The organism is Duganella sp. Root1480D1 (assembly GCF_001427305.1).
In the GTDB taxonomy this organism is placed as follows: Bacteria; Pseudomonadota; Gammaproteobacteria; order Burkholderiales; family Burkholderiaceae_D; genus Rugamonas.
Map to the genome: position 1 here is coordinate 155,366 of NZ_LMFZ01000004.1, position 25,267 is coordinate 180,632.

The window sequence follows — 25,267 nt, forward strand, 5'->3', positions numbered from 1 at the left end:
CCCTGGCCTGTCGCGCGCTCGTCACTCCCCGCGCACGATGCCTTCGCGGCGCGGATCGGCGCCGCCGAACCAGCCCGTTGGCGTGCGCTGCAAGCCTTGCAGGCCCGAATTGAGTTCGACCTGGCGCACCTCATGGCCACGCGCTTTCAACTGGTCGACCACGTCGCCCGGGAACTTGCCCGCTTCCAGTTCGGTCGGGCCATTGCGGCTGCCGAAATTGGGCAGGCTGATGGCCTGTTGCACATTGAGCTTCCAGTCCAGCGCACCGACCAGCACCTTGGCGACATAGTTGATGATGGTGGAACCGCCCGGCGATCCGGTAGCCAGCACCAGTTGCCTGGTCTGCTTGTCGAATACCAGGGTTGGCGCCATGGAACTGCGCGGGCGCTTGCCCGGCTGCACGCGGTTGGCGATCGGGCCGTTTTCATCCACCGCATCCCAGGAGAAGTCGGTCAACTGGTTATTCAGCAGGAAGCCATCGACCATCTGGCGCGAGCCGAAGGCGTCTTCCACCGAAGTGGTCATCGAGATGGCGTTGCCGTTGCCGTCCACCACTACCAGGTGCGAGGTGGATGGCTTGTCCAGCGCGGTGTCGTCGCCCCAGGCCACTTTCACTTCGGCCGGCACGCCGGCACGGGCGCGCCCCATCGACTTGTCGCCGATCAGGGTGGCGCGTTGGCGCAGGTAGGATTTATCCAGCAGGCCGCTGGCGCCCTTGCCGGGCAGCGGCACGAAATCGGTATCGGCCACGTAACGGTTGCGGTCAGCATAGGCCAGGCGCTCGGCTTCCGACATCAGGTGGATGGCGTCGGCGCCGATGACGCCGTTGACCGGCGCGTAATCGCCGATCTTGCTGTTTTCGAGAATACCGAGGATCTGTGCAATCGCCACCCCGCCGGACGAAGGCGGCGGCATGCCGCACACGGTGTAGGCGCGGTAGTCGGCGCACAGCGGCTCGCGTTCCTTGGCCTTGTAGCCGGCGATATCGACTGCGGTCAGGCCGCCGGGATTGGTCGGGTGGCCCTGCACTTTCGCCGCGATGTCGCGCGCGATGTGGCCGCGGTAGAAGGCATCGGCACCTTCGGCGGCGATTTCGCGCAGGGTCTTTGCCAACGCAGGATTTTTCAGCACGTGGCCGACGGGCCAGGGCTTCCTGTCCTTGTCGAAGAAGTAGGCGGCGGCAACCGGGTCGCGCTGCAGGTAACGCTCACCACTCAGCAAAGCGTTCAGGCGCGGGCTGACGGCAAAGCCCTCCTCGGCCAGCTTGATGGCGGGCGCGAACAGCTTGGGCCAGGCCAGCTTGCCATATTCCTTATGCGCCAGTTCCAGCATGCGCAACACACCCGGTGCGCCGACCGAGCGGCCGCCGACCACACCCTCCGCACGCGGCAAGGGCTTGCCATTGGCATCCTGGAACAGGGTTTCGGTAGCGACTGCGGGCGCGGTTTCACGGCCGTCGAAGGAGCGCACTTTCTTGCCGTCCCAATGCATCATGAACGCGCCGCCGCCGATGCCGGAGGATTGCGGCTCGACCAGGGTCAGTACCAGCTGGGTGGCGATGGCCGCGTCGACCGCGGAGCCGCCTTGTTTCAGCATCTGGTAGCCGGCTTCCGTGGCCAGCGGGTTGGCGGCGGCCACCATGTATTGTTGCGCGGACCAGCCGGCTTTCTCCTGCCAGCCGGTGGCGATTTCAGGAGCGCGATTATCTTGGGCGTGCAGCGGGAGGCTGGTGCAGCAGAGCGCTGCGAGGGCGAGGGCTATGGCTTTCATCCGGCCATGCTACACCAAAACCGGTAACCCAGCCGGATGGCCGTCCCGTCAGACCCCCAGGGTCCGGCACCGGCTTGCGGCCGTAGCGTATCGGTATCCGACCCTGCGGGCCAGACACCGCTTTGCCGGCTTACTTGGGCTGCATGCGGATCGCACCATCCAGGCGGATGGTTTCGCCATTCAGCATGGTATTTTCAATAATGGACTTGGCCAGCGAGGCATACTCGAACGGCTTGCCCAGGCGAGGCGGGAACGGCACCATCTTGCCCAGCGCATCCTGCACTTCCTGCGGCATGCCCAGCAGCATCGGGGTCTCGAAGATACCCGGCGCAATGGTCATCACGCGAATGCCAGAACGCGACAGGTCGCGCGCCATCGGCAGGGTCATGCCGGCCACGCCAGCCTTGGACGCGCCGTAAGCCGCCTGGCCGATCTGGCCATCAAACGCCGCCACCGATGCAGTATTGATCATCACGCCGCGCTCGCCCCACTCCGCCGCTTCGGTCTTGCCCATGGCATCGGCCGCCAGGCGGCACATATTGAAGGTGCCGATCAGGTTGATGCTGACAGTGCGTGCGAAGGAGTCCAGCGGATGCGGGCCATCCTTGCCCACGGTCTTGATGGCTGGCGCCACGCCGGCGCAGTTGACCAGGCCACGCAGGGTGCCCATGGCGGTAGCAGCAGCCACCACGGCCAGGCCGTCCGCTTCGGAAGTCACGTCGCATTTGACGAATTTGGCAGCGCCCAGTTCAGCGGCCAGCTTTTCGCCCGCTTCCACCTGCACGTCCGCCAGAACGACTTTACCGCCGTTGTCGACGATCATGCGCGCGGTGGCCGCGCCCAGGCCCGACGCACCGCCGGTGATGATGAATACTTGGTCCTTGATTTGCATGCTTTGTCTCCCCTATTTACTTTACGTTACGTAAACGTCAATCGAGGCGTATTGTACGCGAAATCAGTAGCAAGTCATCCATCCCCCGCTCTGGGAGCACACTTTTCCGCTCGGGCTGATCACCTGCCCTGGCGGCCCGTGGTAATAGATGCCGCTGGCGTCTAGGCAGCCGCCCGCATCGCACTGGACCGGGATCGGCGCGCTGGGGCCAGGCAGCGGCGTGGTGGGCGGCAGAATCGCGCCCGGCGGCAACGCGGGCTGCCCGGCGCGCGGCAACTGGGCAATCGGCGTGGGAGTTGCATGCGAGTCGCGCCTGGTCAGCATGGGCGCCCAGGTCAAGGAAGAATCGGGAGCCGGCGCAATGCGCGGTGTTGGCGTAACGGCCAGCGGCACCGGGCGGCGCGGCAGGTTCTTGCGGGCAGGCGCCGTGCGGCAAGGCTCTTGCAGCAGGTGCTTGCCGTCGGCGCTGAGCCGGCATTCCGGCAATCGCCGGTACTCGTCAAGGGATTCGGAGCCAGCGGCCGGGCCGGAAAGCCCGGCGGCCAGCGCCAGCAGCAGTGGAATGTTCATGATGCCCTCCGCAGCGTATTGCCATCATACGCCGCGAAGGGTGAACGCGGCGCGACCTACTTGGCGGCCGCTGCCTCGCTTGCCGCTTGTCCCGGCACCTCGGCAGCAGCAGCGGCAGCAACCGGCGCCGGCGCAGGCGCCGGCACAGCGGCCGGTGCGGCTACTTGCGGCGCCGCAGCCGAAGCCGGGGCCACCACCTGTTGCTGCGCCTGCATCGGCGCCATGGTCACCGACAGGATGCCGGTGGCAGGCAGCAGCGGCACCAGCAGCAGCGCCACGATGTTGATGATCTTGATCAGCGGGTTGACGGCCGGGCCGGCAGTATCCTTGTACGGGTCGCCCACGGTATCGCCGGTCACCGCCGCCTTGTGCGCGTCGGATCCTTTGCCGCCGTGGTTGCCGTCCTCGATATACTTTTTCGCGTTATCCCAGGCACCGCCACCGGTGGTCATCGAGATCGCCACGAACAGGCCGGTGATGATGGTACCCATCAGCAGGCCGCCCAGTGCGCGCGGGCCAAGCAGCATGCCGACCAGGATCGGCACCAGCACCGGCAGCAGCGAAGGGGCGATCATTTCCTTGATGGCCGAAGCGGTCAGCATGTCGACAGCCTTGTCGTACTGCGGCTTGCCGCTGCCGTCCATGATGCCCTTGATGTCGCGGAACTGGCGGCGCACTTCCACCACCACGGCGCCGGCAGCGCGGCCCACGGCTTCCATCGCCATCGCACCGAACAGGTAAGGAATCAGGCCGCCGATGAACAGGCCCACGATCACCATCGGGTCCGACAGGTCGAACGTCATCGACATGCTGCGCGACTCGAGCGCGTGCGTGTAGTCGGCAAACAGCACCAGCGCAGCCAGGCCGGCGGAACCAATGGCGTAGCCCTTGGTCACAGCCTTGGTGGTGTTGCCCACGGCGTCCAGCGGGTCGGTAATGGCGCGCACGGAATCAGGCATGCCCGACATTTCGGCGATACCGCCGGCGTTGTCGGTGATCGGGCCGTAGGCGTCCAGCGCCACCACGATGCCGGCCATCGACAGCATGGAAGTCGCCGCAATCGCAATGCCATACAGGCCGGCCAGCTTGAAGGAAACCAGGATCGCCACACACACAGCCAGCACCGGCCATGCAGTTGACTTCATCGACACGCCCAGGCCGGCAATGATGTTGGTGCCGTGACCGGTGGTGGAGGCTTCCGCAATATGGCGCACCGGGGTGAATTCGGTGCCGGTGTAGAACTCGGTGATATAGACCATCAGCCCGGTCAGCACGATGCCAACCACCGTAGCGCCCAGCATTTTGTAGCGCATGTCGTCGTCAGGCCAGACCAGCCAGGTCACGACCACGAAGCCAATCAGCGACAGGCCGGCGGCCCACCACAAGCCGGTGTACAGCGCCGACATGATCTTCTTGCCCGGTTTCGCCTTGACCATCGAGCAGCCGATGATGGAGCCAATGATGGACACCGCGCCCAGCAGCATCGGGTAGATCGCCGCTTGTGCCGGCGCACTGGTGATCATCAGTGCGCCAAGCAGCATGGTCGCGATCAGGGTCACCACATAGGTTTCGAACAGGTCGGCCGCCATGCCGGCGCAGTCGCCCACGTTGTCGCCCACGTTGTCGGCGATCACCGCAGGGTTGCGCGGATCGTCTTCGGGAATGCCCGCCTCCACCTTGCCCACCAGGTCCGCGCCGACGTCTGCGCCCTTGGTGAAGATGCCGCCGCCCAAACGCGCGAAGATCGAGATCAGGGAAGCGCCGAAGGCCAGGCCGATCATCGGCTTCAGCACTTCATGCACATTAAGCGTTGGGGCAGGCGCAGACGGCGCGCCCATCACGGTGAGGACCCAGTAAAAACCGGCCACGCCCAGCAGGCCAAGGCCGACCACCAGCATGCCGGTGATGGCACCGCCCTTGAAGGCGACATTGAGCGCCTCGTTCATGCCTACCGATGCAGCCTGCGCGGTACGCACATTGGCCCGTACCGACACGTTCATGCCGATAAAGCCGCAAGCGCCGGAAAGCACGGCGCCAAGAAGGAAGCCGATGGCGGTCTTGATATCGATCGCCACCCCGATGGCTACCAGCAAGACAACACCGACAATTGCGATGGTGCGGTACTGGCGGGCCAGGTAGGCCGCAGCACCCTGCTGGATGGCTGTCGCGATTTCCTGCATGCGGGCATTACCCGCGTCCTGTCCAAGAATCCAGTTGCGCGCCCACAGCCCGTATACAACCGCGAGCACGCCGCACGCAATCGCGAACCACAAACTTGCTGCCATAGATTGCCCCCTAACGTTATTAGAATCAAAAGCTACAAAACGAACTCGGTACGACCGAACTACGTACTGCAAAACTTTGACACTTCACGGCCAGGGGGCCGTGCCTTGAACCGGTAGACCTGTGACGCGGCTGCCGCGTGTCGGTGTCTGACCCTGCGGGTCAGACACCGGTCTGCCGGTTTGGCATAAAATTTAGCTGTTCAGAGCCGCGAATGCACGGTCGCGAATCTCGTCGACTGGACCAACGCCTTCGATCTTGCGGTATTTAGGCGCACCAGGCTGGCCCGATTTGGCCCACTCGCCGTAGTAGCCGAGCAGCACTTCGGTCTGGTTGTGGTAGACGTCCAGGCGTTTCTTGACGGTTTCTTCCTTGTCGTCGTCGCGCTGCACCAGGTCTTCGCCGGTGACATCGTCCTTGCCTTCGACTTTAGGAGGATTGAATTTGACGTGGTACACACGGCCCGAAGCCGGGTGGCTGCGGCGGCCGCTCATGCGTTCGACGATCTGGTCGTCCGGCACGGCGATTTCGAGAACGTAGTCGATTTTGACGCCTGCGTCCTTCATCGCGTCGGCTTGCGCGGTGGTACGCGGGAAGCCGTCAAACAGGTAGCCGTTGGCGCAATCCGCCGCTTTCAGGCGGTCTTTCACCAGGCCGATGATGATGTCGTCGGAGACCAGCTGGCCCGCGTCCATTACTTTTTTAGCGGCCAGGCCCAGTTCAGTACCTTCCTTGATCGCGGCACGCAGCATGTCGCCGGTCGAAATCTGGGGGATGTTGTACTTTTCCTTGATGAAGTTGGCCTGAGTGCCCTTACCGGCTCCTGGAGCTCCTAACAGAATGAGACGCATGAATGTTCCTAAACGATTTAATAATAATTTTTGATGATGCCTTAGCCACCTTGCTAGAAACTTACCACAGAAGTTGGCTTATCCGCCACTTTTGTAGAGTGCTTGCACACGCGCCAGGTCCTCCGGGGTGTCCACACCCGCCTGCGGGGCGGCGTCGGTCACGTGTACGGCAATCGGGTAGCCATGCCACAGTACGCGCAACTGCTCCAGGGCTTCAATCCCCTCCAGCGGCGACACTTCCAGCGCCGGGTAGGCTTGCAGGAAGTCGTTCCGATAGGCGTACAGGCCGATATGGCGCAGCGGGACATAGCCGGCCGGCAGAGCCGATTTGTCCCTGGCGAAGGCATCGCGGTGCCACGGAATGGTGGCACGGCTGAAATACAGTGCGCGGCCCTGCTTGTCCAGGACCACCTTCACCACGTTCGGGTTGAAGGCGTCGGCAACATCGTGCAGCGGGTGGGCACAGGTGGACATCGGCACCTCGGCACCAATGCGGGCAGCGGCAGCTTGCAGCAGTTGCGGGTCGATCAGGGGCTCGTCGCCCTGCAGGTTGACCACCACGGCATCCATCGGCAGGTTCATGGCGCGCGCCACTTCGGCGATGCGGTCGGTGCCGGACGGGTGGTCGGCACGGGTCATGAAGACTTCGATGCCGTGCTGTTCGCAGGCTTCTTTAATAGAGGCGTGGTCGGTAGCGACCACGATGCGGGCGGCGCCGGCTTCCCTGGCGCGTTCTGCGACGCGCACCACCATCGGCTTGCCGCCCAGGTCGGCCAGGGGCTTGTTGGGCAGGCGGGTAGAGGCCAGGCGGGCCGGGATGATAACGATGAAGGACACCGCTTACTCCGTGGTGTCTGGCAGGGAGCGCGCTTCGTCGGCCCACATGATCGGAATGCCGTCGCGGATCGGGTATGCCAGGCGGTCGCCTTTGCAAATCATTTCCTGGGCTTTTTTATCGTACTCCAGAGGGCCCTTGCACACAGGGCAGACCAGGATATCAAGCAGGCGTGCGTCCACGTAGTTTCTCCACAATTTGATCGGCCAGCGCCGCGTCGATGCGGGCGCTGACTGGAACGACCCAGATTCTTGGATCGTTGCGTAATTCTTCAATTTGCCAGCATTTTACTGCATCCTTCTCCGTCACCAGAATAAAGTCGGCCTCGATATTCGCGAACGGGCGGTCTTTAAAGTCGTGATGATCGGGAAGCGGCAGCTCTTGCGGCTTGAGTCCTGCGCTGCGCAGCATGGCGAAGAATCGGCCAGGATTGCCAATGCCTGCCGCAGCGGCCACCCGCGCTCCGCTGCGTTGCGCCAACTCGGCCAGCATCATGCGTTCGTTGCGCTGGGCGAGCCGCTCGGCAACGCCTCCCGCAAGGCGCATCTGCCAGGGAGACCCCGCCTGGACGCCCAAAGGCGCGACGGCGGCGGACAACCGGGCCGGCAATTCCGCTGCATTGACCACGGTGAAATCGCGTTTGCGGGACGGCGCTTCGCGCAGCGGCCCTGCCGGCAAGGTCCAGCCATTGCCGACGCCACGGCCGTCGAACAGCACGATTTCCACGTCGCGCGCCAGGGCGTAATGCTGCAAGCCGTCATCCGTAACGATCACGTTGACCCCGGGATGGGCCGCCAGCAAGGCACGCCCTGCGGCAGCACGTGCACGGCCGACGAATACCGGGCAACCGGTGCGGGCCGCGATCAATACCGGTTCATCGCCCACTTCGGCGGGTGTCGACCCGGCGCTGACTTCTCGCGCGGCGGCATCCTTGCTGCCAAACCCGCGCGAAACAACGCCCGGCCGGAAGCCGGCCGCACGCAGCGCATCCACCAGCCAGATGGTCAGCGGCGTCTTGCCGGTACCGCCAATGAAGATATTCCCCACGACGACAACCGGTACCGGCAGGCGCTCGGCATGCGAGACGCCAGCCGCGTACAGGCCGCGGCGCAGGGCGGCCAGTCCCCGGAACAGCAGGGACAAAGGCCAGAGCGCGCATGCCAGCGCGCCCCGCCGCAGCCACTCGCGCGAGAACGTCGCCTCAAGGGAAGAGGCCATTACCTGGCCTGGGCGGTCTGTGCCTCGAAGGTCACGCGCTCAAAGCCTGCCACACGCGCCGCTTCCATCACGTTGATCACCATCTGGTGCATCGCGAACTGGTCGGCGTTGATCTTGACGATCGGGTTGGCATCCTTGGTGGCAGCCTTCATCTGCTCGGCCAGGCCGGCGACATCATGGAACGCCACCGGCGTGCCGTTGATGGTGTAGTTACCCTTGGCATCCACCGTCACGTTCAGGTCATTCGGCTGCTCCACCGTCTTTTCCGCATCGGCGGTCGGCAGGGTGATTTTCAGCTCGGTGAACTTGCTGTAGGTGGTGGTGATCATCAGGAAGATCAGGATCACCAGCAGCACGTCGATGAACGGGATCAGGTTGATCTCGGGATCTTCGCGCTTCTGGCCGCGGCGGAAATTCATCGCCATAAACTGATCCCTCGCTTACTTGCGGGTGTTGTGGACCACGTCCACGAACTTGACCGCCTGCTGCTCCATGTCGATCACGAAGGAGTCGACCAGGGCGCGGAAGTGGCGGTAGAACACCAGGGTCGGCATCGCAATCGCCAGGCCGAAACCGGTGTTATACAGGGCCACCGAGATACCGTGCGCCAGTTGCGCAGGATTTGCGCCGGCAGAGTTCTGGGAACCGAAGATCTCGATCATCCCGACCACGGTACCGAACAAGCCCATCAGCGGTGCCAGGGTAGCGATGGTGCCGAGGGTGGTCAGGAAGCGCTCGAGTTCGTGGGCCACGGCGCCGCCCGCCTCTTCGATCGATTCCTTCATCACATCACGCGGAGCGTTGACGTTACGCAACGCTGCCGAAAGAACAACGCCCAGTTGGGACGACTTTTCCAGCTTGGTGATGATTTCGTTATTGATGTTTCCGCTGCGATAGACGCGCACCACCTCGTCCAGCAGTGTCTTCGGAATGATGCGCGCACGGCGCAGGTACATCAGGCGTTCAACGATCAGCGCAAGGGCAACAATGGAAGCGATCAGCAGAGGCCAGATGGGCCAGCCGGCGGCCTGGAAAATTGCGAGCAAGACATACTCCTAAGAAAGAAAAACCTAAACGCGCAATGTAGCGTGTCGAGAGCTATCAGGCAAGTGTGTGCGTATTCTTCACATTTTCTGTGGACAACATTGTTGGCAATCCAACTATTTCTCATTAACCCTATGATTTGATTATGATTTTTTCTAATGCAAAAATTTTCATCAGCTCTGGAAGGATCAGTTCTGCACATATTCTGTGGACAAAATTGTGGGGAATGGAGGCTTTTATATGCTAAGCCTTTGATCGCAAAGCGAATTATTCTCAAGCACAAAAAATGCGCACTGGCGCTTTTCCTGCTTTTCCCCAGCTGTGCACTTCTTCACATATTCTGTTGATAAGATTGTTAGCAAAGCTATGCTTGAGGGGTAAAGTACTTGATCCATAAGGACTTTCTTGCCATGCGTAAAAATATCGCATGGGGATGTCCACCATGATTCCAGCGACCGAAGTGGACATTTTTGAGCCTTCTACACAAATTCTGTGGACAAAAGTGTGAGCAAGGCCCCGGGGAGCAACGCAAGTCCTTGATCCACAACAACAATCACGTCGCGCCCAATTTTTGGGCAGCACTTTCCCCACAGCTTCTGTGGATAAAATTGTTAGCAAGGGACAGACTGGCGTGCCAAGTCCTTGATTTCTAAAATGAAAGTTACCCTGCAAACATTTTCATCACGCAAGTTTCGACAGCGAAAAGTTCCTCACATATTCTGTGGATATCTTTGTGCGTAACAGCCAATCGCTATCGCAAAGTCCTTGATCTATAAGGAAATTCGCAAAATGCCCGCTTATGTAGCATTTAGGTTTACCCTTAATAATCATGTGTTTACAAAAAATACTTGCGAGTTGAAGTGATATATGACATAAGCATGACCGCTTTCAAAAAGTGTGGACAGGTCCAATGATCAACAGCCCCGAACCCAACCAGGTTATCTCAGTCAGCGCCCTCAACCAGGCCGTAGCACGCCTGCTGGAGCGTTCATTCCCCTTGCAGTGGATATCTGGGGAAATCTCGAATTTCACGCGAGCAAGTTCCGGCCATTGGTATTTCACCCTGAAGGACGACGCGGCCCAGGTACGTGCCGTCATGTTCCGCGGCCGCGCCCAGTACGCCGGCTTCGTGCCGCGCGAAGGCGACAAGGTCGAAGTGCGGGCCCTGGTCACGTTGTATGGACCGCGCGGCGATTACCAGATCAATGTGGAAGCCATCCGCCGGGCCGGTGTCGGCTCGCTGTTTGAAGCCTTCCAGCGCCTGAAAGAGCGGCTGGCCGCGGCCGGGCTGTTCGATACCGAGCGCAAGCGCGCCCTACCCTTGTTCCCGCGCACCATCGGCATCGTCACCAGCCCGCAGGCAGCAGCCCTGCGCGACGTACTGATTGCCCTGCGCCGCCGGGCGCCGCACGTCAACGTGGTGCTCTACCCTACCCTGGTGCAGGGCCAGCAGGCCGGCGCCCAGATTGCCGCTGCCATTGATAGGGCGTCGCGCCGCGCCGAATGCGATGTGCTGCTGGTGGTACGCGGCGGCGGCAGCATGGAAGACCTGTGGTGCTTCAATGAAGAAGTGGTCGCTTACGCCGTGGCCAATTGCAATATGCCGGTGGTTTCCGGCGTTGGCCACGAAACCGACTTCACCATCTGCGACTTTGCCGCCGACGTGCGCGCCGCAACGCCGACCGCGGCGGCCGAACTGGCCGCAACGCCGCGCGCCGACTGGCTCGGCTCCCTGCGCGCCGACGCCACCGACCTGTGCCGGGCCATGCGCCGTGCCTTGAGCGACGCCACCCAAACGCTGGACAACCTGCAGCGCCGCCTGCTCAGCCCGACGGCCCGCATCGCGCAGCAGCGCATGCAGTTGCAAGGCCTGTCCACCGCCATGAGGCACGCCACGCGCAACCCGCTGCAGCAAGCCCGCTTCACAGTCGACCGCCTGGCCGGACGCCTGGCCGCGCGCAAGCCGGACGCCAGCAAGGCACGTGCAGCAATGGAAGCCCTGCAGCACCGCGCCGGCGCCAACATGCGCGCACAACTGCTGCAGCGGCGTGATGCCTTGAACGCGCTGTCGGCGCAACTCGAACTACTGAATCCCCAGCGCACGCTGGAACGCGGCTACGCCATCGTCACCGATGCCGCAGGAGCCGTATTGCGCGACCCGGCGCATATCAAGCCGGGACAATCGCTGGGCGTCCGCCTGGCCGAAGGCAGCGCCGAAATCGGCATTGCCACCGTGCAGCCAACGCTTGCCTAGCGTTCGTATTACAATAGTGGCCGTTTCGGCAAAAATAACTTTTCGTCTCAATCAAAAGGAAACATTCATGGAACATACCCTGCCACCACTGCCGTATGCAATGGACGCGCTGCAGCCGCACATCTCCAAGGAAACCCTGGAATTCCACTACGGTAAGCATCACCAGGCTTATGTCACCAACCTGAACAACCTGATCAAGGGCACCGAGTTCGAAAACCTGTCCCTGGAAGAGATCGTGAAGAAGTCTTCCGGCGGCGTGTTCAACAACGCAGCCCAAGTTTGGAACCACACCTTCTACTGGAACTGCATGGCTCCAAACGCCGGCGGCGCGCCTACCGGTGCCCTGGCGGACGCCATCAACGCCAAGTTCGGTTCCTTCGACAACTTCAAGGCTGAATTCACCAAATCCTGCGTCGGCAACTTCGGTTCCGGCTGGACCTGGCTGGTGAAGAAAGCTGACGGCTCGGTCGAGATCGCCAACACCTCCAACGCTGCCACCCCGCTGACCGGCGCCGACAAGCCACTGCTGACCTGCGACGTGTGGGAGCACGCTTACTACGTTGACTACCGCAACGCCCGTCCTAAGTACGTTGAAACCTTCTGGAACCTGGTGAACTGGAACTTCGTGGCCCAGAACTTCGCCTGATCGCGGTTCTTCGCCAACAAAAAAGCTCGCACACGCGAGCTTTTTTTTCGCCAAATTCGGGGTCAAATTCGGGGTCAGGTCTGTCATTTGGACAGCTAGCGCTCTCATTTGATATTACTCAATACGCAAATTCCGTCGATTTTGCGTATTGAGATTTGTCAAAGAAACTGCGCGCGTGTCCGATTGACAGACCTGACCCCGAATTGGGTTAATAGCGCGGCTTGACGCTGATGACGACCTTGCCGAAGTGGTTGCCGGAGGCCAGGTGCTGGTAGGCTTCGCGCGCCTGGTGGACATCGAACACGCGGTCCACCACCGGCTTGATGTTGCGCTGCGAGACCAGGCGCGACAAGTCTTCCTGCATTTTGCGGCTGCCGACGTAGATGCCGCTCATGCTCTTGCCGCCGATGACGATGCCGAGCAGCTGGACGCTGGTTTCGAAGCCGCCACCCAGCCCGCCGATCACAGCCACCTTGCCGCCAATGCCGGCGGACGCGATCGAACGCGCCAGCGTATCCTGGCCGCCCACTTCCAGCACCAGGTCGACGCCTTCGCCGTTGGTGGCGCGCAGTACTTCCTCCTGCCACTCAGGGCTCTTGCGGTAGTTGATCAGGACGTCCGCGCCTAGTGCGCGCGCCCGCTCCAGCTTGGTGTCGCTGGACGAGGTGACGATCACGCGCACGCCTGCCGCCTTGGCCAGTTGCAGCGCCCACACCGATACACCGCCCGTGCCCAGCAATAGCACCGTGTCGCCGGCTTTCACTCCACCTTCCACGAACAGCGCATTCCAGGCCGTCACACCGGCGCAAGTCAATGTCGCAGCTTCCTCGTAGCTCAGGTGGGCCGGCACTGCTGCCAGGCCGCCTTCATTGATCACCAGTTCTTCCGCCAGCACACCGTTGCCGCCAGCGCCCAGCGTCACGGCCGTTTTACCCGGGGTTACCTTGCCCTCTTCCCACTCAGGGAAAAATGCGGTCGCAACGCGGTCGCCGACACGGAAGCGCTGCACGCCAGGACCTACTTCGACGACCTCGCCGGCCGCATCGGAACCCGGCACCACGGCCCCTTCGCCGCTGGTCGGGTAGCTGCCTTGCGCTACCATCAGGTCGCGATAATTCAGCGAAACGGCGTGTACCTTGACGCGCACTTCCTGATATTGCAGTTCGCGCTTGGGCAGTTTGACGGCTTCCAGGCTGTCGATACCGCCGCCGGGGGTGATTTGGTAAGCGTGCATTTGAATCTCCTTGCAGGTTGTAGTGAAGTGAGAAGAACTATATAGTTTCCATGCGATCCACAGTGGTGGAGTTTTCTCGACAGATTGTCGACCAAATGGAAACAATATGAATGAACGCCTGAATGGCATCAACGTCTTCGTCCAGGCGGTGGAAGCCGGCAGTTTTTCCGCCGCCGCAATCCGCCTGCACCAGACCCGCTCCGCCGTCGCCAAGTCCATCGCGCGGCTGGAAGAGCGGCTGGGTGTGCGCCTGTTCCACCGCACCACACGCAGCCAGAACCTGACCGAAGCGGGCCAGTCATATTACGAACGCTGCGTGCGCGCGCTGGCCGAACTGGATGCGGGCGAGGCCTGCATCGGCACCGGCCGCAACGAACCGACCGGGCGCCTGCGCATCAGCGTGCCGGTGCTGTTCGGCCGCCAGTTCGTGGCGCCACTGATGATGGACCTGGCCCAGCGCTATCCACAACTGACCATCGATATTTCATTCAATGACCGCGTGGTGGACCTGCTGGACGAAGGCTTCGACCTTGGCCTGCGCGTCGGCCCGCTGCCTGACAGCAGCAGCCTGGCCGCACGCCACCTGGGCCAGCAACGCATGCTGATCTGCGCCGCGCCCTCTTACTTGAAGGAGCACGGGGCGCCAAAGACCTTGCAGGATGTGAGCGGGCACCTGGGAATCCTGTATTCGCGCGGACGGGTGGTGAAGGAATGGACGGTGTCGGCGCCGGACGGCCGCACGCATGAGCTGCTGCCGCAGCAGCGCATGTTGCTGGACGATTTGCAGGTGATTGCCGATGCGACGGCGCGCGGCATGGGCCTGGCCTGGCTGCCGTGCTGGCTGATTGCCCCGTATGTGAAACGCGGCGAATTGAAAGTGCTGTTCGATTGCGGGGAAATGGAAGCCTCACAAATGCATCTCGTGTGGCCCCAGACCCCTTACATGCCCGCCAAGCTGCGTGTCGCAATCGACACGCTGCTTGAGGTCACGCCCATCTACCTGGCAAGTGCGGAGCAGAACCCGGCAGTGCCTTACGTGCGCCAGCGCGGCGGCAAGCCAACCAGCCGATAGGCACCCGTGGCTGGCGGGCTTACATCTTCCAGTGCAGGCCAGCCGAGACCGAACGTCCGGTCTGGACCGTACCGAAATTGCTCAACTGCGCGTTACCCGCACTGCCGAAGTGGTAGTACTGCTGCTGCATTTCGTTGGTCAAGTTGACACCGCTGATATCGAACGACATGTTGTCGTTGATTTTGTAGGAGATCTGGAAGTCCACACTCTTTTCCGGATGACGCCAGATACCAATCGGATTAGCAAACAAGGCGGCTTCGTTGCTGGACAAGAAGCCGGAGCGCCAGACATAAGACAGGCGCGCGCTGACCGGGCCCTTTTCGTAAGCCAGGGTGGCGTTGTAGGAGCTCCTGGACACGCCGAAGAACGGGGTCTCGAGCTGGGCGACGATGATGCCTGCATCATTGGCGTCGGGCACGTTCTGCGACGAGGAGAGTCGCGTATAGCTGCCCTGGAAGCCCAGGCCGTCCAGCAGGCTCGGCAGCCCTTTCGGGAAGTAGATCAAGCCGAGTTCGGCGCCCTTGATCGTGCCGTTGGAGGCGTTGACCGGCGAGTTGATGACGTAGTCATAGCCGTTCGTATGGTCGCCGCCCGAAGTCGAGTTGCGGAACGGGTCGTTTGCCGGATCAACGTGAACCCGGTGACGCAAGTTGACGACCAGGCCGTCGATCTTGCGCTTGAACAAAGTGCCGTAGAGCGCGCTGTCCTTCTGGAAATACCACTCAGCCGTCAGATCGAGGTTCTTGGAGCGCGTCGGTTTCAGGTCCGGATTGCCGCCGCTGCCCGAGCCATAACCAACCTTCGACACGTCGTCATTGAGTTGCAGGACCGGATTCAGATCACCGAAGTTCGGGCGGCGCAGCGTTTCACCATAGTTGGTGCGCAGCACCAGGTCCTTGGAGGCGTCGTAAATCAGGGTCATGCTCGGCAGGACCTTGCTGGTCGACTTGCTGGCACTGGAGGTCGTGACCGCCTTCGTCGTGGCATCAACTTTGTAGAAGGTCATGTCGGTATCGACCTTGACGTAGCGCACGCCGAAATTGCCGCGCAGGCGGCGGCCGAACAGCTCGTTTCGGGTATTCCCCATCAGGAAGAGATTGTTCGTCTTCTCATCGACTTCAAACGTCTTTTGCAGGCTCAGTTTGTCTGTCGTCTGGAAGTTCGAATCGGCCGAGTTAAAGAGCTTGCGCCAGTCGTCGATATGGTCGCGGATGTAGTAGGCATTTGGCTCCACCCATGTGCGCGGAACGTCCGAGATGTCCTTGCCGAAGTTCGAGTTGGTGGAGGAATACTCCGAGCCCAGCGAGGCGAGGTTGCGGTTCAAGGTGCCCGATTGCGTCCGGTTGGCCTCCGACGCCTTGCGGTCGTCGAAGCGCACGCCGAACTGGATCGTCTCCAGCGCCCCCCAGTTGGCATCGTAGACGCCCGACAGATTGGCCGTCGCAGCGCTGCCCTTATTGCGATTCGCGTTATCGAAGAACTGCGCAACGTTCCACTTGGCCGGATCGGTCAGGTCGGCATCGTTATTGAAATGGAACGCAGTGTTGTTGCCGCCGGCATTGAAGTCGACGTCGATAGACGGTGCAACGCGATCGATCCGGGTGGCTGTGAATTCCGAGTGATAGCTGCTCGATTGGTACGACAGGTCACCTTCCAGCTTCAGGCGGTCGCCAAGGTCCCACTTGCCGTTCAGGGCATAAACACGGGAATCGGTGGCCGAGGTGGTGTAGTCGCCGCTGTTGAAACCATAGACGTTATTGACATGGCGGCTCTTGATCACGTTCGTTCCCGGGAACGTCGTGATCGTCCCGGCAGGGTTGCTGCCGAGATCACCCCACCAGTCAACAAAGCTGAACAGCAACTGGTTGAAGGCCTTGTCGCGATATCCGTTGTACATCGATTCGAAGGTGTAGACCGAATCACTGTTCGGTTTCCACTGCAAGGCGATATTGGCGGCGGGGCGCTTGCGCTCCCCTTGCAGGTCGCTCTGGAAAACGGCGTCACGCGCCAGGTAATACGGATAGGCTTTGCCGTTGAAGTCCAGCGTTGAACCCTCTGCCATCGGCAAGCCTGCATGGGTACCAGGTGTCCAGATCGTGTTGTCGAAGATGCGCTGCAAGGGAGTGTAACCTGGCGGAACTTCAGCGGCATTGGGGCTGGTGAACGGCACCATGGCACCCGGCGTCACGCTTTCATTGCGGTATTTCGTCTTGTTAGCCGACAGGTTGATCAGGGCGCCGAATTCGCCGACGCCGGTTTGCCAGCGGTTGCTTAACATGGCGCTGAGCTGAGGGTTGGCCTTTTTCGCGGGATCCAGATAGGTCTCACGCGCCGAAATCGACACTTTCGGCCCCTTGAAATCGAACGGCCGCAGCGACTTGACGTCAACCTGGCCTGCAATTCCGGTTTCTAACTGGCTGGCGTCGCGCGTCTTGTAGACGTCAATCTGGCGCACCAGGGTCGAGGGGATATCCTGCAGTGCGACCTGCGTGCCGGATGCGGTAAAGATATTGCGGCCGTTCCAGGTGGTTTGGAGGTCGGGCAGACCACGGATGGACAAGGTGCCGACTTCGCCGCCGGCGCGGTTGGTGACCTGGATCCCCGTCACGCGTTGCAGTGCTTCGACCACATTGTTGTCGGGCAGCTTGCCGATGTCTTCGGCAACGATCGATTCCACCACCTGGTCGTTGGTGCGCTTGATCGCCAGGCTCTTGATCAGCGATGCCTTGACGCCCGTGACGATCACGGTCGAGGTGTCGGCCGGCTCCGCTTGTACGGCGGCCTCTTGCGCCCACACCGATGCACTGCTCAGCAGGCCGGTGGCCAGCATGCAGGCCACGGTGGTTTTAAGGTTCAACTGGTATTGCATTTACGGTCTCCCTGAGTTGGTTTTTGTTAAAACCGAATGTAGGGTAACTGGTGCAATGCAATCCAATTAAATCTTTTCCGACTTCAATACCAATTTTGATATCGAGCGGGTGGGCGCCCCAGAGGAAAGCACGCTCGTGCGCGCCTCCCTTCGCCTATGCCCCGGGCCTGCTGTAGCCTTGCCGCAACAGCATTTAGCTGCCGCGCTCGACGTCGTCGTGTTCCTGCCGTTTGGCGTCGGGCAGCGATTCGACGTGGTCGACATCGATATCGCCGCCATCCGGCGCGGGCGTATCGCGGCCGACACTGGCGCGCTCGCCGGTGCCCTGGGCATCGGAATCGCTGTCGAGTTCGCTGTCCCCGGGACCTGGCGGGCGCGCGCCCTGCAGGTCGCTGCCGGAGTCGGACGAATCGCTGGGGCCGAGCGCCCCGGTGCCATGGCCCTTGTTGACCTCTCGGTCAGGCTGGACCGGCATATTGTCGGGGTCGAGAGTACTGGTTCCTGACATGGTGTCCTCCTGTTTCCATTAACTTAACGAATTCAGGCGCCAGGCGGCGCAGTGTTGGAAGATGCCAACACTGTGTTACATCGGCAATAAAGCTGAAACATATTCGGCCATATACCAAATGCACCAAATTTCCCCTTTAGGTATAAGGTTTTCCCAAGATGTAGCTTTCAAAAAAGACGGAACTCATCCTTGCACGGAGCTTACGTTTGGGGTTTGATGCAGATCAAAAAGGCATTTACCTTAGGTCAACACTAGTACAATTCAGGCTTGAACAAATTGCACAGGAGTGCCTGCAGAATGAGTAGTTTTGACGCAACCAATAAGCGCCTGAAAAACATTCATACTCGCATCCCGGAATTCCCGGAAGACTTGGTACGCCTGCTGCGCATGACCTATCACGTCCAGAAACGCATGAAGGATCTGGCGAACTCGGTATTGCGCAAGTATGACCTGGTCGATGCCAGCTACATGGTGCTGGCGGTGCTGTATGGATCGGAGAATGAAACTTCGACCGCGTCCAACCTGGGCGAAGCCTGCATGGAAAAGCCGGCCAACCTGACCAGGGTCTGCAATGACCTGGAAGCGCAAGGCCTGATCACCCGCGGCAACCGCCCGGGCGACCGCCGCTGCGTGATGATTACCCTGACCGACGCCGGCCGCAACCTGATCGAACAGGTGATGCCGGAAGTCTGGACGCGCACCACCCGCGCTTACGACGGCTACAACGGCGACGACATCCGCGTGCAGGAACAGCTCTTCAAGCGCCAGCTCGCCAACCTCGACGTCTCCGCTTAAAAAACAAGGACATAAAAATGGGGACGTACCCCATTTTTCCGCAATGCGGGAAAATGGGGTACGTCCCCATTTTTTTATTTCTGCGGCTTGGTGTGCTTCATGGCGTAGTACAGGTGCTGCCACCAGTGCTCGCGTGATTGCACGCTCAGCATGCACTGGCGGTCGATCTCTTCCTTGAAGACGCGGTCGCGGCATTGCATATTGGCCAGCGCATTGCGCTGGTTCTCTGCATTCACTACGGCCAGCACGAGCCAGAACACCAGCCCGGACAACAGGACCACCAGCGTCCAGGCAAAGTGGTTGACCCAGGTGCGTTGCACCAGGCCGGCCTCGTCAGGGGCCGACTCCCGGAATGCACGCATCACGCCTTCTTCACGTTGGTCCATGTCTTATTTCTTGGTCGCAGCAGCCTTGGCTACCAGGTAGTCCGCAACCGCCAGGGCGGCAGCCTGGGACTGCTCTTCCGGCTGGTTTGGACGGCCGGCCATCGATGGGGAGGTCACGTAACGGCCATCAATCACCAGGGTTGGCGCACTGTCCACCTTGTACTGGGCGATGATGCTCTCCATACGCTTCATTTTAGACTCGACGCTGAAGGATTTGTAGACGCTTTCGTACTTGGCCTTGTCGACGCCGGCGCTGACCACCACGCCGGTCACGTCGTCTTCGCGCATCAGGCGCTTGTGTTCTTTGTGGATGGCGTCAAACAGCTTCTGGCTGGCGACATCCGTGGCGCCCATGGTTTCCAGGGTCACGTATGCGCGTGCCAGCGGGTCTTTTTCGCCACGGGCGAAGTGGATGCGGCGGAAGTGGATCTTGTCGGCGTTCTGCTTGACCCAGGCCGACATGCGCGGCTCGAGCGCGTTGCAGTGCGGGCAGGTGAACATGAAGAACTCGACCACCTCGACCTTCTTGCCCTGTGCTTCGCTGCGCACGGGGGTATCGAGGACCGTATAGTCAACGCCTTGTTTCGGCTCGGCGGCATAGGCGCCGGCAGCGGTGAACATCAGGGCGGCAGAAGCAATCAGCAGTCGCAGCAAACGCATGGTCATCCTTACAGGTAAATGGTAAACGCCGCGAGATTACCATTTTTTGCGCCCCGTGATCAGCCCCGCGGGCCAAATTGGCGCCAGCGGGGCTGATTTAAGCCAGCTTTAAGCGCTTAGAAGTCGTAACGCGCCGAAACTTTCAGTTGGCGGCCACTGTTCGGGTAAATGCCGCCGCGGCAGCTGAAAGCCTGGCTGAAGTGCTCCTTGTCGAACAGGTTCAGCGCGGTCACCGCCAGCTCCCATGGACCGAACTTGCGCGCATAGCGGCCATCGACCACGGTGTAGGCCGGCATGCGGGCGTCGCAGCTATTGTCGAAGTCACTGCCGTAACGCTGCTGGCCGACGCGCTGCACGCCGATGTCGGCGCTCTGGCCGTCGGACGGCAGCCATGCCAGGCGCACGGTCAGGATGTTTTTCGGCACCAGTGCCAGTTCGCGGCCTGCGTTAGGGCCGGAGCGGAACTCGGCATCCACCTGCTGGAAGTGGCCCTGTACCTGCCATTCCGGCGCGAAACGGTAGCTGCCATCCAGTTCGAAGCCCTTGCGCTGGGTTGGCGCCAGGTTGGTGTTGGCGCCGAACGTGCCCGCGGTCGGGTCGAAGTAGATCTCGTTGTCCAGGTTATGGCGGAAGATGCGCGCGTCGATCTTGGCGGCGCCCTGCGCGTAACCGAGGCCGATTTCGGCATCGTGCGAAGCCTGGGTCTGCAGCGGCTTGGATTGCACGGTGAAGCCGTTCTCGTCGGAGTTGGCGACGCGGTAGCTCTGGCCGGCCTTGGCCCAGGCGGTCAGGCCTGGCGCGGCCAGCATGCTGCCCTGCACTTCCCAGGCGTTGTTGGCTTGCTTGACAAGCACTGCGTCAGCAATGAATGGGTTCGGGTTGACCGATTCCTTTTCGAACAGCTCGCGTCGAACGCCGGCCGCCAGGCGGAATTGCTGCGGGCCGGCGAATTTCACTTCATCGCGCAGGTAGACCGCTTTATTGCGCTGGGATGCTTTGTCGTTGGAGAAGGCAGTATGAGTGATGCGGCTCCAGAGGCCGAAGTCGAAACCGGCTACCAGCTCGTTCAACAGGCCGCCGAACTGGCCCAAGTGGCGCACGCGCGGCGAGAACTGGGTCTGCCTGGTGTCGTAGGCAGACTGGAATACGCCAAACTGGCTGAAATAGCTGGCTTCCGCCTCTTTTTTGCGGTGCGACAGTTCGGCTGCCAGGTCGAAGGCGCCAATCTTGTGTTCCCAGGCGGCGGTGTAACGGTCGCTATCGAGCTTGCCGAAATCGTTCGGGGTCAGGGTCTGGCGCGGATTGGCATTGAATTCGCCTTCTGTCAGGCTGCCGGCGAAACGCTGGTCCTGGCGCGCGATATCGGCGCGCAGCGAGAAGCGGCCCACGCCGGTGTTGAACTTCACGCCGCCGTTGAAACGCGACTGCTTGAATTCATTGTTGTCGCGGTAGTTGTCGGAGCGCTGGTGGCCGGCCGATGCGTCGAAAGCGACATCGTCGAAGCCCTGCACCACGCTGGCGCGTACTTCGCCGCTGTCGAACTGGCCCAGTTCAGTGAACACATTGCCGCTGCGTTCGCCGGCTTGCGGGCGCTTGGTGGTGATCTGGATCACGCCGCCGGTGGCGCCTTCACCATACAGCACGCTGGCGCCGCCGCGCATGATGTCGATGCGCTCCACCATGTCGATCGGGATGGTGGACAGGGTTGCGCTGGACAGCTCGTTTTCGTTCAGGCGCACGCCATCCAGCACGATTACCACGTTCTGGTCGCTGTTGGTGCCGAAACCGCGCAGGTCGAGGCCGAAGTCCGGGCTGCCGGTCAGGCTCTGGCGCCCATACACGCCGCCGATCTTGCGGATCGCCTGGTTGACGTCGGTCACGCCGGCGCGGCGAATGTCTGCCGCGGAAATGGAAGTGGCGCCGATCGGCAGCAGCGATGGATCGCTGGCGAAGCGGGAACCGGAAACGACAACGGTGTTCGATTGGGCTTGGGCTGCTGCGGCAAAGCACAGGGCGATAGCTGCGGCAAGCGCGCAGCGCGAGGTGATGAAGGTCATGGCTGTTTGAATGAGTATTTTCCGCCTGCCTCCCCGCAGCCGGAATCCACAGAAGACGATCCCTGTGCGGGTGCGCTTCCACCTCCCTGGCCGGTATCCGGGCTGGCAAGACTGACCGTTCCACCTTCCTGCAGATGCAGTGGTTGTTTGGCGCGGCCTGCCGTCATGACGACGGCGCTTGCTTACCGTTGCGGGGGCAGCACTATGCGTTTCCCGTTTAACTGCCCCCATGAACAGGGGACGAGCACCAAGGCGCCCACATTATACGCTGCTTGCGCTATAGTGACGCGTTGCCAAATTGTTATGGGAGAACCATGCGTACTTTCATCGCGCTCGCCGCCATCGCCCTGCTGGCCGGCGCCGCAGCACCGCAAGCCGAGATACCGACCGCGCCGCGCAGGGCCGAAGCGGTCGCCGTGCCCAGCGCCCCCAATGCCTGGGGCGGCATGCGCACCGGCCAGGAAGCCACCCTGTCGGACCGCGTGGTGGACTACCAGATCGAGGCCAGCCTCGACCCGGTCAAGCACACCATCGACGGCAAGCAGCGCCTGACCTGGCGCAACCGCAGCAGCGAGCCGGTTCGCAGCGTCTACATGCACCTGTACCTGAACGCCTTCCAGAATTCCGGCAGCACCTACTTCACCGAGCAGCGCAAGAGCGGCAATGGGTTCCGTTCCGGGGTCGATACCAAGGACGGCGACTGGGGCTATATCGATCTGCGCAGCGTGCAGCAGAACGGCGCCAACGTGGCATGGAAATTCGTGCAGCCGGACGGCGGCCCGGTGACCGACCGCACCGTAGTGCGCATGGACTTGCCGCAGGCTGTTGCACCGGGTGCCAGTACCACGCTCGACATCAGCTTCTTCGACCAGTTGCCGCGCGTCGTCTCGCGCACCGGCTACTTCGGCACCTTCCACCTGGTGGCGCAATGGTTCCCCAAGATCGCCGTGCTGGAGTTGCCCGGCGAGCGCGGCGCCACCCAGGCGCGCTGGAATGCGCACGAATTCCACGCCGAGTCGGAGTTTTACGCCGATTTCGGCAGCTATGACGTCAGGCTGACCGTACCGAAGGACTATACCGTCGGCGCCACCGGCGAGCTGCAAAGCCAGCCTGTCGAAAAGGACGGCAAGCTGACCCACCGCTTCGTGCAGGGCGACGTGCACGATTTCGCCTGGACTGCCGACAGCCGCACGGCCAGGCCGCTGACCGATACCTGGACCGGCACCGGCAGCCCGCAAGTGAAGATCACGGTGCTGTACCCGCCGGAATACACATCGAATGCAGCGCCCGCGCTGAAGGCCACCAAGGATTCGCTCGACTACTTCTCGAAGACGCTCGGTCCCTATCCTTACAAGACGGTCACCGTGGTGATCCCGCCGTACAACGCGCGCGAAGCGGCCGGCATGGAGTACCCGACCTTCTTCACCGCCGACGCCTACAAGGACGTCACGCCCGGTACCCTCAGGGCCTTCGAACTGGACTTCGTCACCATCCACGAATTCGGCCACGGCTATTTTTACGGCATCCTCGCCAGCAACGAGTTCGAGGAACCGATGCTGGACGAAGGCCTGAACCAGTACTGGAATACGCGCATGCTGGCCGACCTGGATCGCACGATCGGCGCCACGACGCCTTTCCTCAGCAAGCTCGGATTTGCGCCGCGCTTCGACGTCTGGCATGTCGAACGCGCCGTGAGTCCGCGCGACGAGCCCGCCGACCCGCTGGGTGCCAGCGCATTCCATCGCCTGCAGGGCGTCGGCCCGGTGTATTCCCGCACCGCCACCGCCATGCACGACCTGGAAGCCCAGTTGGGCAAGGAGGTGATGGGGCGCGCTTTCAAGGAATACTACCGCCGCTGGAAATTCCGCCACCCCAGCGTGGCCGACTTCCGCGAAGTATTGGGTGAAGTCAGCGGCAACCGCGCAATGGTCGATCGCGTGTTTGCGCAGCAGGTGTACAGCGTGAACCGGGTCGATGACCGCATCGCCAAGTTCAGCAGCGCAGAAGTGGTGCCGCTGCCGGGCGTGCAGGTGGAGAACGGCAAGCACGTGGAGCTGACGTCGGAACAGGCCGAGGAGCGCGAAGAGCAGCAGCGCAAGGCATGGAAGAAGGCGCACCCGAATGCCAAAGAAGGCGAAGGCCCCTTCCCCTACCACACCATGGTCACGGTGCGCCGCCGTGGCGCCGACGTGCCGCAAACCCTGGTCGTCACCTTTGCCGACGGCAGCAAGGAAACCGTGCAATGGAGCGGTGAGGAGCGCTGGCAAACCTTCGAATGGACCAGGCCAGGCAAGGCCGTATCGGCCGAAATCGACCCGGGCCGCAAGAACTACCTCGATGTCAACAAGCTCGACGACAGCCGCACCGTGAAGCGGGACGGCCGCGCCGCGCGCCGCTGGAGCTTCGACTTCGCCGCCATCGTCCAGACCCTGATCTCCTTCATCGCTACCTTATGAAACTGACCGCCAACCTGAAAAACGCAAGCCGCGCCGCCCTGCAATGGCGGCTGCTGGTGATCTGGCTCGTTGCCGCACTGCTGCCTGCCCTGCTGGTCGCGGCGCCGATGTGGAGTTCACTGTCCGGCATCCTTGACCAGTCCATGCAGGCGCCGCAGCTGGCCAAGTCGCTGGATGTGCTGGCCCTGGCCGACATCATGGCTGAACTCAAGCGCAATAGCCTGTCGCTGCAGGCTGGCGGGATCGCAGCAGTGGTGCTTACCTTGCTACTGTCGCCCCTTCTCACCGGCGTGATCGTCACGGCCGGCCGGGCGGCGCAAACCGCCACTTTCCGCCAGCTGTTTGCCGGTGGCGTGAGCGAATACCCGCGCATGTTCCGCATGCTGTTGTGGGCCGTCGTTCCGCTTGGCGTGGCGCTGGCTGTCGCAGGGGCCGTGAGCGACGGCGTGCAGGGTCTTGCCGAGAAAGCCATCCTCGAATCGGCCGCCGACAACTGGGCGCTGTTTGCCAATGTGCTGGCGGTCCTGCTGATTGCCCTGGTCAACCTGACATTGGATGCCGGGCGTGCCCAATTGGCCATCGACCGCCGCCGCACTTCCGCCGTCAAGGCCTGGTGGTCGGGTCTCAAGTTGCTGTTGCGCCGCCCGGGCGCCATGCTCGGCAGCTATGTGCTGCTGACCGTGGCAGGCCTGCTGCTGGCAGGCCTGTTCGCGCTGGCGCGCTTTAACGTGGCCGGCAGTAATGGCTTGCTGCTGCTGGCCGGCTTCCTGCTGGCGCAGTTAGTGGTGCTGGCGATGGCGTGGATGCGTTCTGCGCGCCTGTTTGTGCTGATGTCGCTGTCAGCGGCGAATCGCTGACCGGAGTATA

The 25,267-nt window shown here is 61.9% G+C and carries 22 protein-coding genes and 1 riboswitch; of the genes, 6 read left to right on the forward strand and 16 right to left on the reverse strand.

The window, feature by feature from the left end; translation table 11 throughout:
• Positions 1-21: 21 nt before the first annotated feature.
• The 10 genes from ggt to ASD58_RS06450 form a co-directional block, all read right to left on the reverse strand.
• Complete coding sequence (ggt, locus tag ASD58_RS06410) at positions 22-1,770, reverse strand: gamma-glutamyltransferase (RefSeq protein WP_057260262.1); 1,749 nt, start codon at positions 1,768-1,770, stop codon at positions 22-24.
• A 130-nt stretch (positions 1,771-1,900) separates the two neighbouring features.
• Positions 1,901-2,662: a 3-hydroxyacyl-CoA dehydrogenase gene (locus ASD58_RS06415; RefSeq protein ID WP_057260263.1), complete on the reverse strand. Its 762-nt coding sequence runs from the start codon at positions 2,660-2,662 to the stop codon at positions 1,901-1,903.
• A gap of 63 nt (positions 2,663-2,725) precedes the next feature.
• Positions 2,726-3,232 carry a hypothetical protein gene (locus tag ASD58_RS06420; protein ID WP_057260264.1) on the reverse strand — a complete coding sequence of 169 codons (507 nt, stop codon included), beginning with the start codon at positions 3,230-3,232 and terminating at the stop codon, positions 2,726-2,728.
• 56 nt (positions 3,233-3,288) lie between these two features.
• Positions 3,289-5,517 carry a sodium-translocating pyrophosphatase gene (locus tag ASD58_RS06425; protein ID WP_057260265.1) on the reverse strand — a complete coding sequence of 743 codons (2,229 nt, stop codon included), beginning with the start codon at positions 5,515-5,517 and terminating at the stop codon, positions 3,289-3,291.
• 192 nt (positions 5,518-5,709) lie between these two features.
• Positions 5,710-6,366 (reverse strand): adenylate kinase, encoded by a 657-nt coding sequence (gene adk, locus ASD58_RS06430; protein ID WP_057260266.1) that lies wholly within the window; start codon positions 6,364-6,366, stop codon positions 5,710-5,712.
• A 78-nt stretch (positions 6,367-6,444) separates the two neighbouring features.
• Positions 6,445-7,203, reverse strand: coding sequence for a 3-deoxy-manno-octulosonate cytidylyltransferase (gene kdsB / locus ASD58_RS06435; protein WP_057260267.1), 759 nt, complete (start codon positions 7,201-7,203; stop codon positions 6,445-6,447).
• Between the two features lie 3 nt (positions 7,204-7,206).
• The gene (locus ASD58_RS30420) at positions 7,207-7,383 is read right to left on the reverse strand and encodes a Trm112 family protein (RefSeq protein WP_082507565.1); all 177 of its coding nucleotides are present in this window, start codon (positions 7,381-7,383) and stop codon (positions 7,207-7,209) included.
• The gene (lpxK, locus tag ASD58_RS06440; RefSeq protein ID WP_057260268.1) at positions 7,364-8,419 is read right to left on the reverse strand and encodes a tetraacyldisaccharide 4'-kinase; all 1,056 of its coding nucleotides are present in this window, start codon (positions 8,417-8,419) and stop codon (positions 7,364-7,366) included. The genes ASD58_RS30420 and lpxK overlap by 20 nt, the downstream gene beginning before the upstream one ends.
• Entirely contained in the window at positions 8,419-8,838 is a 420-nt protein-coding gene (locus ASD58_RS06445; RefSeq protein WP_057260354.1) for a biopolymer transporter ExbD, read from the reverse strand. Before ASD58_RS06445 ends, lpxK begins: the two co-directional genes overlap by 1 nt.
• Positions 8,839-8,859: 21 nt before the next feature.
• Complete coding sequence (locus ASD58_RS06450; protein ID WP_057260269.1) at positions 8,860-9,465, reverse strand: MotA/TolQ/ExbB proton channel family protein; 606 nt, start codon at positions 9,463-9,465, stop codon at positions 8,860-8,862.
• 908 nt (positions 9,466-10,373) lie between these two features.
• On the opposite strand from ASD58_RS06450, the gene xseA reads away from it, so the two are divergent.
• Together xseA and sodB are read left to right on the forward strand one after the other, a co-directional pair.
• Positions 10,374-11,717, forward strand: a complete 1,344-nt coding sequence (gene xseA, locus ASD58_RS06455) for an exodeoxyribonuclease VII large subunit (protein WP_057260270.1) — start codon at positions 10,374-10,376, stop codon at positions 11,715-11,717.
• Between the two features lie 67 nt (positions 11,718-11,784).
• Positions 11,785-12,363, forward strand: coding sequence for a superoxide dismutase [Fe] (gene sodB, locus ASD58_RS06460; protein ID WP_055937191.1), 579 nt, complete (start codon positions 11,785-11,787; stop codon positions 12,361-12,363).
• Between the two features lie 208 nt (positions 12,364-12,571).
• Here sodB and ASD58_RS06465 read toward each other — a convergent pair whose 3' ends face one another.
• Complete coding sequence (locus ASD58_RS06465) at positions 12,572-13,597, reverse strand: NAD(P)-dependent alcohol dehydrogenase (RefSeq protein ID WP_057260271.1); 1,026 nt, start codon at positions 13,595-13,597, stop codon at positions 12,572-12,574.
• Positions 13,598-13,703: 106 nt separating this feature from the next.
• Between ASD58_RS06465 and ASD58_RS06470 the strand changes: the two genes are divergently transcribed.
• Positions 13,704-14,669 (forward strand): LysR family transcriptional regulator, encoded by a 966-nt coding sequence (locus ASD58_RS06470; RefSeq protein ID WP_057260272.1) that lies wholly within the window; start codon positions 13,704-13,706, stop codon positions 14,667-14,669.
• A gap of 19 nt (positions 14,670-14,688) precedes the next feature.
• Here ASD58_RS06470 and ASD58_RS06475 read toward each other — a convergent pair whose 3' ends face one another.
• Positions 14,689-17,538 (reverse strand): TonB-dependent receptor, encoded by a 2,850-nt coding sequence (locus ASD58_RS06475; RefSeq protein ID WP_057260273.1) that lies wholly within the window; start codon positions 17,536-17,538, stop codon positions 14,689-14,691.
• A 193-nt stretch (positions 17,539-17,731) separates the two neighbouring features.
• Entirely contained in the window at positions 17,732-18,046 is a 315-nt protein-coding gene (locus ASD58_RS06480; RefSeq protein WP_057260274.1) for a hypothetical protein, read from the reverse strand.
• A 297-nt stretch (positions 18,047-18,343) separates the two neighbouring features.
• Here ASD58_RS06480 and ASD58_RS06485 point away from each other — a divergent pair, with 297 nt between their 5' ends.
• On the forward strand, positions 18,344-18,841 hold the full coding sequence (locus ASD58_RS06485; RefSeq protein WP_057260275.1) for a MarR family winged helix-turn-helix transcriptional regulator: 498 nt from the start codon (positions 18,344-18,346) through the stop codon (positions 18,839-18,841).
• Between the two features lie 74 nt (positions 18,842-18,915).
• Here ASD58_RS06485 and ASD58_RS06490 read toward each other — a convergent pair whose 3' ends face one another.
• From ASD58_RS06490 to ASD58_RS06500, 3 genes are all read right to left on the reverse strand, one after another.
• Positions 18,916-19,227, reverse strand: coding sequence for a hypothetical protein (locus tag ASD58_RS06490; RefSeq protein WP_229209914.1), 312 nt, complete (start codon positions 19,225-19,227; stop codon positions 18,916-18,918).
• A gap of 3 nt (positions 19,228-19,230) precedes the next feature.
• The gene (locus ASD58_RS06495; protein WP_229209915.1) at positions 19,231-19,887 is read right to left on the reverse strand and encodes a thiol:disulfide interchange protein DsbA/DsbL; all 657 of its coding nucleotides are present in this window, start codon (positions 19,885-19,887) and stop codon (positions 19,231-19,233) included.
• A 116-nt stretch (positions 19,888-20,003) separates the two neighbouring features.
• Positions 20,004-21,944: a TonB-dependent receptor gene (locus tag ASD58_RS06500; protein WP_057260277.1), complete on the reverse strand. Its 1,941-nt coding sequence runs from the start codon at positions 21,942-21,944 to the stop codon at positions 20,004-20,006.
• 70 nt (positions 21,945-22,014) lie between these two features.
• Positions 22,015-22,211, reverse strand: a riboswitch (cobalamin riboswitch).
• 47 nt (positions 22,212-22,258) lie between these two features.
• On the opposite strand from ASD58_RS06500, the gene ASD58_RS06505 reads away from it, so the two are divergent.
• Together ASD58_RS06505 and ASD58_RS06510 are read left to right on the forward strand one after the other, a co-directional pair.
• A complete protein-coding gene (locus ASD58_RS06505) occupies positions 22,259-24,400 on the forward strand; it encodes a M1 family metallopeptidase (protein ID WP_057260278.1) in 2,142 nt (713 codons plus the stop codon).
• Positions 24,397-25,257: a hypothetical protein gene (locus tag ASD58_RS06510; protein WP_057260279.1), complete on the forward strand. Its 861-nt coding sequence runs from the start codon at positions 24,397-24,399 to the stop codon at positions 25,255-25,257. Before ASD58_RS06505 ends, ASD58_RS06510 begins: the two co-directional genes overlap by 4 nt.
• Positions 25,258-25,267 lie beyond the last annotated feature (10 nt).

What these genes read in the sequence shown, in the direction of transcription:
- ASD58_RS06465 (WP_057260271.1), bottom strand. Translation starts at nt 13,597, where the DNA reads ATGCACGCTTACCAAATCACCCCCGGCGGCGGTATCGACAGCCTGGAA.
- ASD58_RS06500 (WP_057260277.1), bottom strand. Translation starts at nt 21,944, where the DNA reads ATGACCTTCATCACCTCGCGCTGCGCGCTTGCCGCAGCTATCGCCCTG.
- ASD58_RS06495 (WP_229209915.1), bottom strand. Translation starts at nt 19,887, where the DNA reads ATGCGTTTGCTGCGACTGCTGATTGCTTCTGCCGCCCTGATGTTCACC.
- sodB (WP_055937191.1), top strand. Translation starts at nt 11,785, where the DNA reads ATGGAACATACCCTGCCACCACTGCCGTATGCAATGGACGCGCTGCAG.
- ASD58_RS06485 (WP_057260275.1), top strand. Translation starts at nt 18,344, where the DNA reads ATGAGTAGTTTTGACGCAACCAATAAGCGCCTGAAAAACATTCATACT.
- ASD58_RS06420 (WP_057260264.1), bottom strand. Translation starts at nt 3,232, where the DNA reads ATGAACATTCCACTGCTGCTGGCGCTGGCCGCCGGGCTTTCCGGCCCG.
- lpxK (WP_057260268.1), bottom strand. Translation starts at nt 8,419, where the DNA reads ATGGCCTCTTCCCTTGAGGCGACGTTCTCGCGCGAGTGGCTGCGGCGG.
- ASD58_RS06490 (WP_229209914.1), bottom strand. Translation starts at nt 19,227, where the DNA reads ATGGACCAACGTGAAGAAGGCGTGATGCGTGCATTCCGGGAGTCGGCC.
- ASD58_RS06510 (WP_057260279.1), top strand. Translation starts at nt 24,397, where the DNA reads ATGAAACTGACCGCCAACCTGAAAAACGCAAGCCGCGCCGCCCTGCAA.
- ASD58_RS06505 (WP_057260278.1), top strand. Translation starts at nt 22,259, where the DNA reads ATGCGTACTTTCATCGCGCTCGCCGCCATCGCCCTGCTGGCCGGCGCC.
- ASD58_RS06470 (WP_057260272.1), top strand. Translation starts at nt 13,704, where the DNA reads ATGAATGAACGCCTGAATGGCATCAACGTCTTCGTCCAGGCGGTGGAA.
- xseA (WP_057260270.1), top strand. Translation starts at nt 10,374, where the DNA reads ATGATCAACAGCCCCGAACCCAACCAGGTTATCTCAGTCAGCGCCCTC.
- adk (WP_057260266.1), bottom strand. Translation starts at nt 6,366, where the DNA reads ATGCGTCTCATTCTGTTAGGAGCTCCAGGAGCCGGTAAGGGCACTCAG.
- ASD58_RS06445 (WP_057260354.1), bottom strand. Translation starts at nt 8,838, where the DNA reads ATGAATTTCCGCCGCGGCCAGAAGCGCGAAGATCCCGAGATCAACCTG.
- ggt (WP_057260262.1), bottom strand. Translation starts at nt 1,770, where the DNA reads ATGAAAGCCATAGCCCTCGCCCTCGCAGCGCTCTGCTGCACCAGCCTC.
- ASD58_RS06425 (WP_057260265.1), bottom strand. Translation starts at nt 5,517, where the DNA reads ATGGCAGCAAGTTTGTGGTTCGCGATTGCGTGCGGCGTGCTCGCGGTT.
- ASD58_RS06475 (WP_057260273.1), bottom strand. Translation starts at nt 17,538, where the DNA reads ATGCAATACCAGTTGAACCTTAAAACCACCGTGGCCTGCATGCTGGCC.
- ASD58_RS06415 (WP_057260263.1), bottom strand. Translation starts at nt 2,662, where the DNA reads ATGCAAATCAAGGACCAAGTATTCATCATCACCGGCGGTGCGTCGGGC.
- ASD58_RS06480 (WP_057260274.1), bottom strand. Translation starts at nt 18,046, where the DNA reads ATGTCAGGAACCAGTACTCTCGACCCCGACAATATGCCGGTCCAGCCT.